Origin of the sequence: Aliiroseovarius conchicola (assembly GCF_041403445.1) — a bacterium.
GTDB lineage: Bacteria > Pseudomonadota > Alphaproteobacteria > Rhodobacterales > Rhodobacteraceae > Aliiroseovarius > Aliiroseovarius conchicola.
Genome location: NZ_JBGEHL010000016.1, coordinates 15,542 through 30,965, shown reverse-complemented (window position 1 = coordinate 30,965; position 15,424 = coordinate 15,542). Strand labels below are relative to the sequence as shown.

Below are 15,424 nucleotides of genomic sequence, written 5' to 3'. Positions count from 1 at the left end.
CACCGGGCAACCTCACACCTCCCGTGATGCCAAATCCCTTTTCATACGCCAGCACAGGTGCTAGCGAATGACACGGAGGGGACGATCTGTTGGTACAGGATTCATCAGAAATTGCAGCGCTGACTCAGGCCGGTTTGAACCTTATCCAACAGGCTCTTTCGATCTATGATCGCAAGTTGCAACTGGTTGTTGGAAACCGCCAGTTTCAGGAAATGTTCGGTCTGCCTGACCACCTGCTTGCCCCCGGTGCACAATTTTCTGACACCATCAGCTTTTTAGCGAAACGCGGTGATTATGGTGCCGTTGATGACATCGATGCCTTCGTGCAGTCCCGTGTTGAACAGGCGAAAGCCTTCGAGCCACATTACATGGAGCGCACCCGCGCCAACGGACGCGTCATCTCGGTCGAAGGGCATCCGCTGTCGCAAGGCGGGTGGGTCACGGTCTATACGGATATCACCCCAATCAAACGGCAAGAGGCGCTTTTGCGTGCCCGTTCAGAAGAACTGTCAGATCAGGTTTTGGGGTATACCGAGGAGCTGACCCAAACCAACCGCGCGCTAGCCTCGGCCAACACGGCGCTGGAAGAAACCAAGCGCGAGCTGACCGAGATGGAAAGCCGCACCCGCCTGACCGCTGAAATGATGCCTGCCCATATCGCTCGGATTGATCATGGCCGAAAATATACATTTTCAAACAGGCGTTTAGGGTCGGTAATACCTGGGCGCCCCAGTGACCTGATCGGGCTTCATGCCAGTCAGGCCCTAGGCGATGAAGCCTACAGGCATATCGCGCCGTACTTCGCCCGCGCTTTCGATGGTGTGCCCAGCGTATTCGAGTTTTCGCATGATGGATCAGGGCGCAGGATCCGGGTGGCGCTGACACCAGATCCGACCGAGGACGGTATCTCGGGCGTCTACATCCTGTCGATGGATGTCACCGAAGAGGCGCAGGCCCGCGCCGCGCTGGCCCAGACCCGCAAACGCGAACTCGCAGCGCAGCTTACATCGGGCGTTGCCCATGATTTTTCCAACCTTCTGACCATTATTCTGGGATTGCAAAGTAAGCTCGCCCGGATGCCGTTGGGAGACAATGCGCAGGAAATGGTCGCGGCCACGACCGCCGCTGTCAGACGCGGTGGCACGCTTTTAGATCGCATCGCATCAATCTCGGGCCGGCGAGAGCTGCATTTCGAGCCGACCGATGTGCCAGACATGATGAAGGGGTTAGAGACACTTGCCCGCCCAACTTTACCCGAAAGCACCGAGCTGCTCATCGACGTAACTGATCTTGATGACCCTGTTATTCTGGATGCGGGCGCGGTGCAGGACGGACTTTTGAACCTAATCCTCAACGCAAGTCACGCCATCGGCACGGCCCCCGGCACCATCCATCTGACCGCCCGGCCCATTCGCGAAACCTGGGTCGAGTTCCGCGTGACCGACACCGGTCCCGGTTTTCACCCCGATGCGCTGGAACATGCCCTTGATCCGTTTTTCACTACAAAAGGCGGCGAGGGATCGGGGTTGGGGCTGTCCATGGTCTATGATCAGACCAAGGTTGCGGGCGGCCAAATCAAACTGTTCAATGCCGCTGACATTGGGGGGGCGGTTGTCTCGATCCGGCTGCCGTTGCGCAAACCCATGCACCCGATCTCGCCAAGGCTGGTGCTGTTGGTGGAAGACAACGAAGATATTCGCATGTCGGTGCGCGAGATGTTGACCGATATGGGGCATCAGGTGATCGAGGCAACCTCGGCAGAGGAAGCCCGTGCGTTGGCCAATCTTGATGGCTTGGGTCTAATCCTAAGCGACATTGTCCTTGAGGGCGTGCAGACAGGTCCTCAGCTTTTGAAAAATCTGAAAAAGGATGACCTATCCGTGCCAATGCTCGTCATGACCTCCCTGCCCGCAGACGATCCCCGCCGCGCCAAGGCCGGTTTTCCGGTGCTGTCAAAGCCGTTCACGTCAGGTGAACTCGCCACTTTCCTGTCCAACGAGGTATCCGCATGAACCAGCCACTGGTTGCTATTCTGGATGACGAACCTGAAATCCGCCGGATGCTGTCGGATGCCTTAGAGGACGCCGGATTTCGCACGGCAAGCTTCGCCCGTGCAACCGAGTTCGAGGCCGCCCTAAACACCATGTCACCCGACGTGTGCCTTGTCGATCTGGGTTTGCCGGATCGCGACGGCCTGACCTTGGTTCACCGATTGGCGTTGGAAAGCGGGGCGTCGATCATCATCATTTCAGGCAGAGTACAGGTCCAAGACAGAGTGACCGGACTGGAATTGGGGGCGGATGACTACATCGTCAAACCCTTTGAACCAGCCGAGGTGGTCGCCCGCGTCCGCGCCCGCCTACGCGAACAAAAACCCGGCCCGAAACTGTCTCAGACAGCCACATTCAACGGTTGGATCGCCCATTTTGACCGGTACATGCTGGAAGACGAAACCGGAGAGGAAACGGCATTCTCTCATGCCGAAGGCGAGGTTCTTCGCCTGTTCCTTGACGCCCCCAAACGCCTGATCTCTCGCGCGCAAATGCAGGAAACTCTTGGCGGCGTTGCTGGTGAAAGCTTTGACCGCGCCATGGACGTCCGCATCTCGCGCCTGCGCACTAAGCTGAAAGAAGACCCAAAAAACCCGCGGCTGATTAAGACGATCTATGGGGCGGGGTACATCTTCTTGGGGGATGTGAGTTGGGGGTAGCGCTATGTGCGACGAATGCCGGCAAGACACGCGCGTTTCGGCTGCCCAACGGTATCTTTGGCAGTGTTCAAACCGCTACCACCCCACGTGTTCGTCGACAATTGGGCATAAACAGTTATGGATGCAGCGGGGGTGGCGATCGGCTTAGTCTTGGTTCTGGGCATCTATGATAACGTAAACATCTCTTCAAACTCAGATATTGCCGCCAGAGTGCTTGCTGCAACTCCGGCATACTCAGGATTCTCGGTTGCGAACTTACCCACCGAGATTTTCAAGTCCTTAGCACCAAAAACAGTTCTTCGCGATTGCATAAATGCTTCAATTGCGTCCAACGCCAGCAGCTGAATGTCTACTTCCCTCTCGGTCAAAACTCTCCTTAGGATGCGCACAACCGCTGCTTCGTCCAGATTGTAGACTGCGGCATAAACCAGATGGCCTTGCCCTTCTTTTGGCATACCCGCTCCAAATAGACCTGATTCGATTTGATCAGCACTGAGCGCCGGAATTTTTTCATATCTCAGATTCAAATTCACCACCCCGCTGGACTTTATCATGAAAATAGAGTGTTGCTGATATTCAAGCGACGCGCCAGTATTCAAACAGTATCGGTGACAATTTTGAGTCGTAAAATCGCCCACCCAGTAGCGGTGGAGGGTAACCGCCCGACGCGTCGCGTTTGCACAGCGCTTGTCTCTACCCTTTCCCGATCGGCACCACGTTTTCGGCACCATCGGACAATTCCTCAAAATCGAAGTTATCCAGTCGAGCGGCGCGTTTGCCTGCGCGTTCGGCAGCAGTCGTAATCCCTTCAACATCACGACGCGCCTGATCGAAGTGGCTTTCCAGCTTGCCTGCGCGCTCCACCACAAGCTCCACATCCCGATGCAGGTTCTTCAGCATCTTGCGGATTTCTCCGGCCTGTTCGCGCATCCGTGCATCTTTCAAAATCGCCCGCATAGTGTTCAGCGTGGCCATGCAGGTGGTGGGCGAAACGATCCAGACGCGTGCCTCGAACCCTTCGCGGACCAATTCAGGGAAATTGGCGTGAAGTTCAGCATAGACAGCTTCCGACGGCAGAAACATCAACGCACCATCAGCGGTTTCGCCCTCGATGATGTACTTTTCGGATATCGCCTTGATATGCCCCTTCACGGCGACCTTCATCGCCTTGGCAGCCTCGTTCAATTCATATTGAGTGTCAGCTTTGCGCAAGGCCTCGTAGGCCTCGAGCGGGAATTTTGAGTCAATTACAATCGCGCCCGGAGGGTTCGGTAGATCAATCAAACAATCCGCGCGCTTGCCGTTAGAAAGTGTTGCCTGCAGCGAGTAGCTGTCGGCGGGCAGCGCTTTCGACACAATATCATTCAGCTGAATTTCCCCAAACGCTCCACGCGTTTGCTTGTTCGACAGAATGTCCTGCAGGCTCAACACATCGCCGGACAGCCGTGTGATATTGTCCTGTGCCTTGTCGATCACCGCCAGACGCTCTTGCAACTGCGTCAGGCTTTCGGTGGTCTTCACCGAGTTGCCTTGCAGGCTTTCCCTCATGCGATCCTGCAACTCGGACATCGCGCGGGCGGACTTCATTGCGTTGTCGTGTAGGCGATCATTCATTTGCTGTTGTACGTGGGCCAGTCGGGTCTCCATCGCCTGCAAAACCTGTGTTTGGCCCGTTGCCTGCGCGTCGGACACGGTGCGCAGCCCACCTGAAAGCTGATCCTGCCCAGCCCCAAGAACTTGCACCGCTTGCCCCAGCCCGCCCATCTGGCGCGCAAGGTCTTCGTTCACTTGAGCCGAGCGCCCAGCCCGGCGCAATACGACGACCAGCAGGATGAACATCAATACCGCAAGCACGATACCCCCGAGGGTCAGCAGCACCAGCGGGTCAGACAGGTCGTAGGTTATTTCACCGATCTGGATCATGTGCGCCCAAACAGCCTTTCGATATCAGCAAGCCTTAGTTCGACATAGGTGGGTCGCCCGTGATTGCACTGGCCGGAATGGGGCGTGGCCTCCATCTCGCGCAGAAGGGCGTTCATTTCTTCAGGCCGCATCCAGCGGCCAGACCGGATCGAGCCATGGCAGGCGACGCGGGACAAGACAGCCTCGATTTTGGCTTGCACCATGTTGCTGTCGCCCAAATCGGCTAACTCGTCCAGTACGTCTTTGATCATGTCGGTGGCGTTGATCTCGCCCAGAATGGCCGGAGTTTCGCGCACGGCAACCGCGTCGCCTCCGAAAGGTTCGATGACAAGCCCCATGGTCGCAAGGTCGTCCGATACATCCAGCAAGCGCGCCACATCCCCGGCAGAAAGTTCCACAATCTCAGGGATCAAAAGCGCCTGACGCGCGACCCCGTTCTCTGCCATCTGGTGCTTGAGCCGTTCATAAACCAACCGTTCATGCGCCGCGTGTTGATCGACGATCACCATCCCGGTTTCAGTCTGCGCGATGATATAGTTTTCATGCACCTGCGCGCGTGCAACCCCCAGCGGCAGAGCCTCTTGCGGGGTTTCCTGTTCTGCCTCAACCACCGGGTCGAAACGGGCCGATGGAGCAGACATCTCGGCAAATCCCGGTGCATCCATCGTGGGAGCCTGTGCCGCATAGGCCTGCTGCACAGCACCCGGATTCGGTCGGTCCATCTGATATACGCGCGGCTGCGTTGGTTCGGGTCGCATCGCACCCAAAGTCGCCCCGGCCACAGTGGTCGAAGCCCGGTGCCCCGCATTTGCCAGCGCATGCCGCAAGCCCGAAACGATCAGGCCGCGTGCAATACCGGGATCGCGAAACCGAACCTCGGATTTCGCGGGATGCACATTCACATCGACTAGATGTGGGTCACAAGAAATGAACAACGCCGCCGCCGGATGCCTATCCCGGCTCAGGAAATCAAAATAGGCGGCCCGAAGCGCGCCGGTCAGCAGTTTGTCTTTCACGGGACGGCCATTGACGAACAGAAACTGCGCGACCGCAGCCCCGCGCGAATACGTGGGCAGAGCCGCATATCCGGTCAGACGCAGACCTTCACGCTCTGCATCAATCGGGATCGCGTTTTCGGTAAAGTCGCGCCCAAGGATCGATCCCAGCCTCCCGGATAGCGCATCAAACATATCGCCAGTTTCAGGATCTGCCCTGAAGGTCACACGCCCCTCGCCGCCGCCCGAGACATCGCGCAGTGTGAAACCAATATGCGGCTCGGCCATCGCAAGGCGCTTTATCACATCCGAGATGGCCTGCGCCTCGGCCCGGTCCGTTCGCATGAACTTCAGTCGGGCAGGTGTTGCGTAAAACAGATCACGAAGCTCGACCACCGTGCCCGCCGACAACGCCGCTGGTTTCACAGCACTTGTTTCACCTCCGGCGACACGGATCGTGGCCGCATCAAATCCTGATGCGCGCGACGTGATGGTCAACCGACCCACCGCTCCGAGCGATGGCAGAGCCTCACCCCGGAACCCAAACGTGCTGATATCAAGCAGGTCCGATCCGTCGATCTTCGAGGTCGCATGACGTGATAGGGCCAACGGCAAATCATCAGGCGCAATGCCACAGCCATTGTCCGTCACACGGATCAGCGTTTTACCACCATCGGCATAGGCAACCTCGATCCGTGTGGCACCTGCATCTATTGCATTTTCGACCAGTTCTTTCACGACGGAGGCGGGCCGTTCCACCACTTCGCCCGCCGCAATCCGATTGATTGCAGCGTCATCCAATTGGCGGATAACGGGACGGAGCACCGGGTGTTCCGGGCTTATTTGGGGGTTATCCTCGGGCATACCACAAAACTTAGCATACACAGCGCCGATTCGACCATTGTGAAAACAGGCAAGAATGCGCGCGAAACCAGATCAATTCGAGACAACACCGTCCGGCTCGCCAACCACAACAATTTGAAGCGCATCCGGATCGAACAACCGTTGGGCAACACGTTTGGCATCATCCAAGGTGACCGCCATTACCTTGTCATTTCGAGTGGCGCTGTAGTCAATCGGAAGACCCTCCATCTGCATGGACACCATGATGTTGGCAATATTAGCGTTTCCGTCAAACCGCAAAGGATAGGAACCCGTCAGATAGGTCTGTGCAGTTGCAAGCTCATCTTCGGTGATGGCATCTTCGGCGATCTTCGCCCACTGAGCGCGAATGATCTCAAGCGCCTGGCCCATCGACGCATTTTGGCTGGCGAACTTTCCAACAATCGTTTCCGACAGATCAGACGGAGCCAAGAAAGTCCCGATGCCATAGGTCAGTCCACGCTTTTCACGCACCTCATCCATCAATCGCGAATTTGACCCGCGCCCACCCAGAACCTCATTCAATACAAACGCCGCGAAGAAATCTGGATCGTCCCGAGCGATCCCTGCATGCCCGAACACGGCAACAGACTGGGGCGTTTCAAAGGGGACCACTTTCGTGCCACCGCCTTTGGCAAACTCAATTCGATCGGGAAAGTCCGCCCCTTTTTGGGGTAGCCCGTCAAACAGATTGTCGATCAACACACTTAGCTCATCAGCCGTGATGTCACCAACCGCAGCGACATATATGCGATCAAGCGCGATTGCATCGTGGAATGCGTTAACCAAGTCTTCGCGGCTAAGAGCCCCTACGCTGTCTTTGGTTCCGGCATCATAGGTCCCATAAGGATGGCCGCCAAACGCCATAGCGTCCCATGTCTCGCTTGCAATCGCGCTGGGATCAGTGATGCGGGACGACAGATGAGACATCACCTGATCGCGCACGCGTTCAATTGCACCCTCGGCAAAACTGGGCTCGGTCAACGCGTCATGCAAAAGCGCCGTGGCCTCGTCTCGGTTTTCAGTAAGAAACTGGGCCGATACCGATATTGCGTCACTGTAAGAATCAAACCTGAAAGAGGCCGCCAAACTCTCGCCTGCTTCGGCGAAGGCGCGGGCGTCCATGTCCGCCGATCCTTCTTCAAGCAACCCAACCATCAGATTGATTGCACCGCGCTTGTCAGGACGGTCTAGCGATGTGCCACCACGGAATCGGATTTCAAGCGCAGTGAACGGTAGGCTGTGCTCTTCAACAAGCCATGCGTTAATTCCTGCGGGCGTGGTAATGTCCTGAATGGAAATATCTGCACGCGCTGGTATGGCCGCGATGACGAGCACAGCAAGGGTTGATAAAAGTCGCATCATTTCATTTCCTCTCCGCCCTCAGGAACCAGCCAACCGGTCACCGACTTTCGGTCATCAAACACTCGGCGCGCTGCGTCCATCACTTGATCGGGTGTCACCGCCTGCAAAACATCCGGCCAAGCCTGCACATCTTCAATCGTCAGCCCTGACGTTAATGCGCGACCATAGCGTTGCGCACGTTCCATAGTGTTATCCAACGCATAGATTTGATCGGCGCGGATTTGGAATTTGATCCGTTCGAATTGTTCGGGATCGATTCCCGTTTCAAGGAATTCGGCAATTTCACGATCCAAGGCCGCCTCTGCCTCGGCAAGGGTGACATCAGGTTTGGGGTAAACCGCCAAGGACAACGACGTATCATCAAGCGATACCGAACCATACCCCGCCCCTGCATAGACCGCGATTGGGTTCTCAAATTGCAGCGCGTTGCCCAGAATCGACGTTGCGCCATTACCGCCTAGGATTTCTGCCAAATAGACCATCGCTGCTGCCTCTTCCTGCGCCCCTGCGTCGCGTTCCGGCGCGGAATAGCGGCGAAACACATAAGGCTGAGACACCCGAGGATCTTCGAAACGAATACGACGCTCAGCCAACTGGGGTGGTTCGACCAAGCGTTCGGGCCGGGTCAGATTCGGGGTGGGTTTTAGCGGGCCGTAGTATTCCTGCGCGAGCGCGCGAACGTCTTCCGGTGTTACATCGCCTGCAACAATCAAGATGGCGTTGTTGGGCGCATAGAATTTCTCATAGAAGGCAAGCGCATCTTCCTGCGACAGGTCCTCCATCTCATGACGCCAACCGATGACTGGGGTGCCATATGGGTGATTAATATAGGCAGCGGCATTGACTTGTTCATGAAATAGGGCGGAGGGAGAGCTGTCCGTCCGCTGTGCACGTTCTTCTAAAATAACGTCCCGCTCAGTGACGATGTCCTCTTCGGTCAAGCGCAAATTGCGCATCCGATCGGCCTCCATCATCATCATCAAACCAAGTCGATCCGCAGCGACACGTTGAAAATACCCGGTGTAGTCATACGAGGTGAACGCGTTGTCCGAGCCACCATTTTCGGCAACGACGCGACTTAGCTGGCCGGATTCCATGTTGTCGGTGGCCTTGAACAGCAGGTGTTCTAGAAAATGGGCGATGCCCGAAACGCCAGGCTGCTCATCGGCGGCCCCTGCCCGATACCATAGCATATGGACCACGACCGGTGCGCGGTGATCCTCGATCACGACGACCTCAAGTCCGTTTTCCAACGTAAAGTCGGTGACGCCATCCTTTGCCTGCGACGGAAAGGCTATGCCGATCGCAAACAACGCTGCAACGAATAAACGCATTCAAAACTCCTGTCTGTTCCCGCACAAGTTACGACCCTTTGCGTGGTCTTCAAGGCAAGGCAACGGATATGTGATCTGAGCAGGCCGAAAATTTAGATGATCACGAAAAAGGGGGCCGGTTGGCCCCCTGAACTACTGCTCCAACGCCGGGTCGGGCGGCGCTGCAGGTGTCCAAACACCTAGTCGACGGAATCGTTCAAGCTCGCGATATTGATCCAGCTCCTGTGCTTCGTAGGAACTGTAGTACACATTGACGTTAAACAACCGCTCAAGCAGTTTTCCACGGTTTTCCTTGCGCCACTTCAGATCAGCGGCAGCCAATTCAGTGCGAATACCTGGCGAGACACCATACCGGCTGGCCGCCGTTACAAGTGCGCCTTCACCACCGCGCAGCCCCGTATTGCGCAACTGCCCACCGAGTGCAGCAATCGCGTCAGCATTAGGCGTCGGGTCGGTAATATTGGTGCCGCCCGGGGTTGGCGTCGGCAACTCGGCATAGTTCTTGGGTTCTTCCAACGGCTTGGTCGGCAGAATCGAGAACTCGTCTGGGCCGGATTGGGTCGACCTAAGGTTCATCAACTCGGGATCACCGCTGGAACAAGCGGTCAAAATGAGACCTGCAAAAATCGCAGGCACTAACTTTACGGATGAAAATCTCATGTGACGAAAAACCCTCGTGTCCTACCGCTTCTTAGCCCATCTGGAAACGCGCGTCACGGGGTCTTCTTCGATGACGAGAAGAGAACCAGCCCAATGGCCCCCGTAAAGACGAAAATGTCGGCGACGTTGAAGGAATATGGGTTCATAATCCCGCAGCACGACATGTTAAGGAAATCAACAACCGCCCCGTAATAAACACGATCTGCAACATTCCCCAACGCCCCTCCGACCAAAAGACCCGCCGAAATCTGTGCCATCAAACCCAGACGCTCTTTACGCACCCAAGCCACGACCCATGCAGAGATCAGAAGGCCAAGCGCCACAAGCACCCAGCGCATGGTCGCGCCATCTGACCCGAATAATCCGAAATTGACGCCGGTGTTCCAAGCCATCTGGTAAACCAGATAAGGCGGCCAAATCTGAACCAGGCCGACCTGGTTCAGATCAAGTACGTACAACGCATGATATTTGCTGCCTTGATCAATGGCGAAGGCCAAGAGGGCCGTTATCAAAATCACGCGCATCAGTTATTAGTGCCTGAAATGGCGCATACCAGTAAAGACCATGGCAAGTCCGGCTTCGTTCGCGGCATCAATTACTTCGTTGTCGCGCATGGACCCACCCGGCTGGATCACGCATGTGGCGCCGGCAGCTGCGGCCTCAAGCAATCCATCGGGGAAGGGGAAGAACGCATCCGACGCCACGGCTGAGCCTTTCGCCAGGCTTTCGCCCAACCCCAATTCGTCCGCCATACGCTGCGCTTTGGCGGCGGCGACATTGGCACTGTCCAACCGGCTCATCTGGCCAGCACCGACCCCGACTGTCGCCATGTTTTTCACATAGACAATAGCGTTCGACTTGACGTGCTTGCCGACCTTCCAAGCGAAAAGAAGGTCCTGCATCTGGTCTTCAGTCGGTGCCTTTTCGGTTACGACCTTCAGGTCGTCCATACCAATATATCCCACGTCCTTATCCTGCACGAGCAAACCGCCTGCGACCTGTTTGTAAGCTGTCAAAGGTGCTCGCGCGTCAGGCAATCCATCGGTTAACAGCAGGCGCAGGTTTTTCTTACCCGCGAAGATTTCACGCGCCTCGTCCGACGCTCCGGGCGCAATCACCACCTCGGTGAAAATCTCGACGATTTTTGTGGCAGTTTCGGCGTCCAATGGCTGGTTCAACGCCACGATTCCACCAAAGGCCGAGGTGCGGTCGCAATCGAACGCCTTTTGATAGGCCTCAACAAGTGTGGCCCCCTGTGCCACACCACATGGGTTGGCGTGTTTGATAATGGCGACTGCTGCGGTCTCAGCCGGATCGAACTCGGCCACCAGTTCAAACGCCGCATCCGTGTCGTTGATGTTGTTGTAGCTCAGCTCTTTGCCCTGCAATTGCTGGGCCGTTGATACACCGGGACGTTCAGATCCATCGGTATAGAACGCGGCGTTCTGGTGACTATTTTCGCCATAGCGAAGCGTCTGTTTCAACTCCCCGGCAAAAGCGCGGCGGCGCGGTGCTTCAAGCTCCAGCGCGTCTGCCATCCAAGTGGACACGGCGGCATCATACGCTGCAGTGCGAGCATAGGCGCGCTGTGCCAGCTTCTTTCGAAATTCCGGGCAGGTCGCACCATCGTGCTGGTCCATATCACCCAACAGCGTGTCGTAGTCTTGCACATCAACCACCACGTTCACGAAGGCGTGGTTCTTGGCTGCCGCGCGGATCATAGCGGGGCCGCCGATATCGATATTCTCAATACAGGTGTCATAACCAGCACCCTTGGCGACAGTTTCTTCGAACGGATACAGGTTCACGACCAACAGGTCGATCGCACCGATCCCGTGGTCCTTCATCGACGCCAAATGAGCGTCGTCATTGCGCAGCGCAAGCAATCCACCATGAACCATTGGGTGCAGCGTTTTCACGCGACCATCCATCATTTCGGGAAAGCCTGTCACATCGGCCACATCCTTCACCGCAACGCCCGCGTCGCGCAGCGCCTTCGCTGACCCCCCCGTGGAAAGAATTTCGACCCCTCGGGCCTCTAACGCTTTACCCAGATCAATCAGACCTGTCTTGTCAGATACGGAAATCAGCGCGCGGCGCACGGGATGAAATTCGGTCATGTTGTTTGGCCCCCCAAGGCCTGAAAGTTCTTAACTTGGCAGCTCGTGCCGGTCGCCCGTTTCAAGGTCGCGCAAAACCGTTGGGGTGTCTTGTGCCTTGGCCAGCGTCCAGCGGATGCGTGTCGCATAATCCATTGCGACGCCAGATAGAACCACTTGTTTGGTTTTTCGCGGCTTAAGACGTGTTTTTTCCAAGTAAACGCTGCTTTCTAACGCCAATACGCCCCGGCCTTCAAAACGGAAAACCCAAACCTCGCCTGACCTGAGCGCCATGGATACTGCGGTGCCTCCCAAGTCGAGCGCCGCGTCCACCTCGGGATGCAAGTGGAACCGGATGCTGAACGGAATTCCTTGAAGCGCCACTTGATCCATGGCGCGGTCAAAACACGCCTGATCCGCCTCGGCCACCGCCGCCAGTGTATCCTCGCCCGCGATGGCGCGCCCATCTTGATCCACATCGATCCGCCGCATATGCGTCAACCCGTGGCTTCGGATGTACCCGTCATGCGCAGCCGTAAGGCTTGTCCCATCCGTTCGATCCTCGCGTTGAAAATGAACATTTGAAGGCGTCGAGGTCAAAAAAACCTTGGCACCACCGCCATAGTTGCGCGCAGCCCCAAGGCGTGAAGACGAGATACCAGCCAGCCCCAATACAGAATGCGAGGGCGTGGCCCGACCCGCCTTATGCCATTCCTCGCCAAAATGCGCACCGGAACCGCAATTCACAATCAAGGGACGGCGACCAGATGTCAGTTCAAACGCCAGTGTTGACGCATGTGCATTGGCCGAGGCCATGCCCCGCGGTGGTATAGCCGTATCAAGGATCAAACTCGTTCGACCGGCGCTAAGCCGCGAATATCCCATCGATAGACCCGCATTCGGAGCGGCTCGCACGCCAGACGTCGCCAAAGCGTGATCCAGCCGGCCCTCAAGACCGCGTCCGCCACCGTGGAAACGCGCCAACCCGCCATCAGCGTGTCGCAACGCACGCAGCGTCGGCGCAATGCGTTCAATCGCAGAGATATGCGCCTTCTCTGCCTGCCGCCCACTTTCGGAAAGCGCCAGTGCGGCCCAATTTAGAAGTGTGAAGACATCCAGTAACTCTTCGGGGTTGCGGGTGGGAATACCGCCTTCGTCGCCTATCTGGTCGGCGCATTCGCGCGCCAGGGCTTTGACCGCAGGGGCAACGTGGCGCTCCATCCCTTCCAAGCCAAGCCCAGCATAGATCAGACCTGTTAGCGCTTCGAACCGTGGCAATCCGGGCGTCGCCACGTGCCATCGACGCGATAGAAAGATTGTCTGCTGCCCGAGCGAGCGGAAAAACGCGTGACTTTGGTCCGCGTCCATCCCCGCCATGATGAAAATCGCGTGGTTGATCCAACGGATCAGGCGGCGGCCCGTCAGGTCTGGCGTCCAGCCGTCGCCATCGCCTTTACCAAACCTGTCGATCCAATCCAGAACCCAGCTTTGTGCCCTTTTGCGTGCTTCGACATCGCCAACGCTGGCAAGATCGTCCAGCCAAACGAACCCTTGCGCCTCTTCCGAAAAACCCAGACTAGGCGGGCGGATTGTCCATAACTCTGTGCTGGGCGAGTTCACCAAATGACCCGCAAACAAATAGTTGCCTGCAATCAACTGCTTGCCCCGCGCGTAGGACCCGATGGTGCGTGGTTCAGGTTGAGACACAAATCCGGTGGCCGGTCGCGCTCGCGCCGCACGCTTTGCATGCCAACGGTTCGCAAAACGGGTCCGAAACCCTCTTAAGCCATCTTGATGCACCACGCGGACGCCTCGCCTCATATATTCAACAGTGTTGAACGATCGCCCCTCTAACCGGGGGCTTTATGCAAAGCATACATGCACCAGTTGCACGTGTCATCGGTGAATTGGATTACACCGTCAGTCCTTGCGTAACGCAGAGATAAAGAAACCGTCCATACCCCCAAGTTCGGCCCGATAACTTGGCATAATCCGCAAACCCTCGGGACCGATCCAATCGGCCTCGACCCCGGGAAGGCGCAAGGCATCTAAGTCGACGCGAAGGTTCGAATGGCGCCCAAGCGCGTCGCGAATTTGCTCCTCACCTTCATCAATCAGCAGGCTACATGTGCAAAACACAAGGCGCCCCCCTGGCTTAAGCAGACCAAGAGCACGGTCGATCATGTATTCTTGCAATTCAAACAATCCGGGAAATTCACTGCCATCTTTGGCATGAGGCAAATCCGGGTGCCGTCGAATGGTTCCAGTGGCCGTACATGGCGCATCCAACAAAACAGCATCAAATTGCGGGACATCATACTCCAACGCATCGCCGACGACCAACTCTGCCGATAATCCTATGCGCGTGAGGTTCTCATCCACCCGTTTCATCCGGGTCTCCGAGATATCAAGTGCCGTCACCTGCGCCCCTATAGCCGCCAGTTGCATGGTCTTGCCGCCGGGTGCCGCACACATGTCCAAGACACGATCCCCAGCGTTCGGTGCCAATACCTGCGCTGGCAACGCGGCCGAAGCATCCTGAACCCACCAATCGCCCGTGTCATAACCGGGAAGCCCGGTGACTTGACCCGCATCGTGAAGACGAACCGAACCCGTTGGCAACAATGTGCCGCCCAAGCGTTCAGCCAAAACAGACGCGTCACCTTTCGCGGTCAGATCCAGTGGGGGCGCAACGGCCAGGACTGCCTCAATCTCCTCAACCCGCGCTTTGCCATAATCCGCAACCAACGGTTTGCGCAGCCATTTCGGCAGCCGAGGGACCGGCAAACCATCCCATTTTTCGGCGTCCTGCGATATCTTGCGCAGCACGGCGTTCACCAAACCCGCCATGCGTTCGGTTTCCCGGTGGCCCCGAGCTGCCTCAACGCATGAGTTCACGACACCATGCGCAGCCCCACCGGCGCAAATCTCGGCGACACCCAGACGCAATATGTTCAAAACGCGCGCCGGTGGCCGCTTCTTCAAATGTGGGCCTAACATTCGATCTGACCGATCCATGTTCCGCAATGCCAGCATCGTCAATCGCTGGCTTCGTGCGCGCTCCTCCGGGGCCAGTTTAGATAGCCGCTTGGGCATCGCCTCTGACAGCAACCGATGTTCATCCAGAACATCCCCCAACAAATCGACCGCGATATGTCGCGGATCCACAGCCTTGCCCATCAGCATCCCTTTGCGTTTCGCACCTGCGCGACCTATATCATGCTACGACAACCCACAAGGATCAGGCACATGCCCGAGAACACGAACCGTCCGCTGCCGCCCGCTGCCCAGCGCGCCCTTGCCGAAGCTGAAGAGCGCCGCAAGAAAGCCGCTGCCGAAGCAAAAGCCAAACCAAAAGAATACGGAGGCCGCGACGGTCCCGAGCCCGTCCGATACGGCGACTGGGAGAGAAAAGGCATCGCCGTCGATTTCTGACGCTTTTTCTTGTCCCAAATA

13 protein-coding genes are annotated in these 15,424 nt (G+C 57.0%); 3 read left to right on the top strand and 10 right to left on the bottom strand.

What is annotated here, in order from left to right:
• The first annotated feature begins 89 nt into the window (after positions 1-89).
• Entirely contained in the window at positions 90-2,012 is a 1,923-nt protein-coding gene (locus V6N04_RS17105) for a hybrid sensor histidine kinase/response regulator (RefSeq protein WP_371171413.1), read from the top strand.
• Positions 2,009-2,710 carry a response regulator transcription factor gene (locus tag V6N04_RS17100; protein WP_371171412.1) on the top strand — a complete coding sequence of 234 codons (702 nt, stop codon included), beginning with the start codon at positions 2,009-2,011 and terminating at the stop codon, positions 2,708-2,710. The genes V6N04_RS17105 and V6N04_RS17100 overlap by 4 nt, the downstream gene beginning before the upstream one ends.
• 164 nt (positions 2,711-2,874) lie before the next feature.
• Here the strand turns inward: V6N04_RS17100 and V6N04_RS17095 are convergent, their stop codons facing one another.
• The 10 genes from V6N04_RS17095 to V6N04_RS17050 all read right to left on the bottom strand — a co-directional run bounded on the left by V6N04_RS17095 (position 2,875) and on the right by V6N04_RS17050 (position 15,148).
• On the bottom strand, positions 2,875-3,309 hold the full coding sequence (locus tag V6N04_RS17095) for a hypothetical protein (RefSeq protein WP_371171411.1): 435 nt from the start codon (positions 3,307-3,309) through the stop codon (positions 2,875-2,877).
• 94 nt (positions 3,310-3,403) lie between these two features.
• Positions 3,404-4,633, bottom strand: coding sequence for a DNA recombination protein RmuC (locus tag V6N04_RS17090; protein ID WP_371171410.1), 1,230 nt, complete (start codon positions 4,631-4,633; stop codon positions 3,404-3,406).
• Entirely contained in the window at positions 4,630-6,492 is a 1,863-nt protein-coding gene (mutL, locus tag V6N04_RS17085) for a DNA mismatch repair endonuclease MutL (RefSeq protein WP_371171409.1), read from the bottom strand. The genes V6N04_RS17090 and mutL overlap by 4 nt, the downstream gene beginning before the upstream one ends.
• Before the next feature lie 72 nt (positions 6,493-6,564).
• On the bottom strand, positions 6,565-7,875 hold the full coding sequence (locus tag V6N04_RS17080; RefSeq protein WP_371171408.1) for a M16 family metallopeptidase: 1,311 nt from the start codon (positions 7,873-7,875) through the stop codon (positions 6,565-6,567).
• Positions 7,872-9,209, bottom strand: a complete 1,338-nt coding sequence (locus V6N04_RS17075) for a M16 family metallopeptidase (RefSeq protein ID WP_371171407.1) — start codon at positions 9,207-9,209, stop codon at positions 7,872-7,874. Before V6N04_RS17075 ends, V6N04_RS17080 begins: the two co-directional genes overlap by 4 nt.
• Before the next feature lie 132 nt (positions 9,210-9,341).
• Positions 9,342-9,869 (bottom strand): DUF3035 domain-containing protein, encoded by a 528-nt coding sequence (locus tag V6N04_RS17070; protein WP_371171406.1) that lies wholly within the window; start codon positions 9,867-9,869, stop codon positions 9,342-9,344.
• Positions 9,870-9,922: 53 nt separating this feature from the next.
• The gene (gene lspA / locus V6N04_RS17065) at positions 9,923-10,393 is read right to left on the bottom strand and encodes a signal peptidase II (protein ID WP_371171405.1); all 471 of its coding nucleotides are present in this window, start codon (positions 10,391-10,393) and stop codon (positions 9,923-9,925) included.
• 6 nt (positions 10,394-10,399) lie between these two features.
• Positions 10,400-11,989 (bottom strand): bifunctional phosphoribosylaminoimidazolecarboxamide formyltransferase/IMP cyclohydrolase, encoded by a 1,590-nt coding sequence (gene purH / locus V6N04_RS17060; RefSeq protein ID WP_371171404.1) that lies wholly within the window; start codon positions 11,987-11,989, stop codon positions 10,400-10,402.
• A gap of 30 nt (positions 11,990-12,019) precedes the next feature.
• A complete protein-coding gene (locus V6N04_RS17055) occupies positions 12,020-13,789 on the bottom strand; it encodes a heparinase II/III family protein (RefSeq protein WP_371171403.1) in 1,770 nt (589 codons plus the stop codon).
• A gap of 99 nt (positions 13,790-13,888) precedes the next feature.
• Entirely contained in the window at positions 13,889-15,148 is a 1,260-nt protein-coding gene (locus V6N04_RS17050) for an RsmB/NOP family class I SAM-dependent RNA methyltransferase (RefSeq protein ID WP_371171402.1), read from the bottom strand.
• Positions 15,149-15,217: 69 nt separating this feature from the next.
• On the opposite strand from V6N04_RS17050, the gene V6N04_RS17045 reads away from it, so the two are divergent.
• A complete protein-coding gene (locus V6N04_RS17045; protein ID WP_371171401.1) occupies positions 15,218-15,403 on the top strand; it encodes a DUF1674 domain-containing protein in 186 nt (61 codons plus the stop codon).
• Positions 15,404-15,424: the final 21 nt, after the last annotated feature.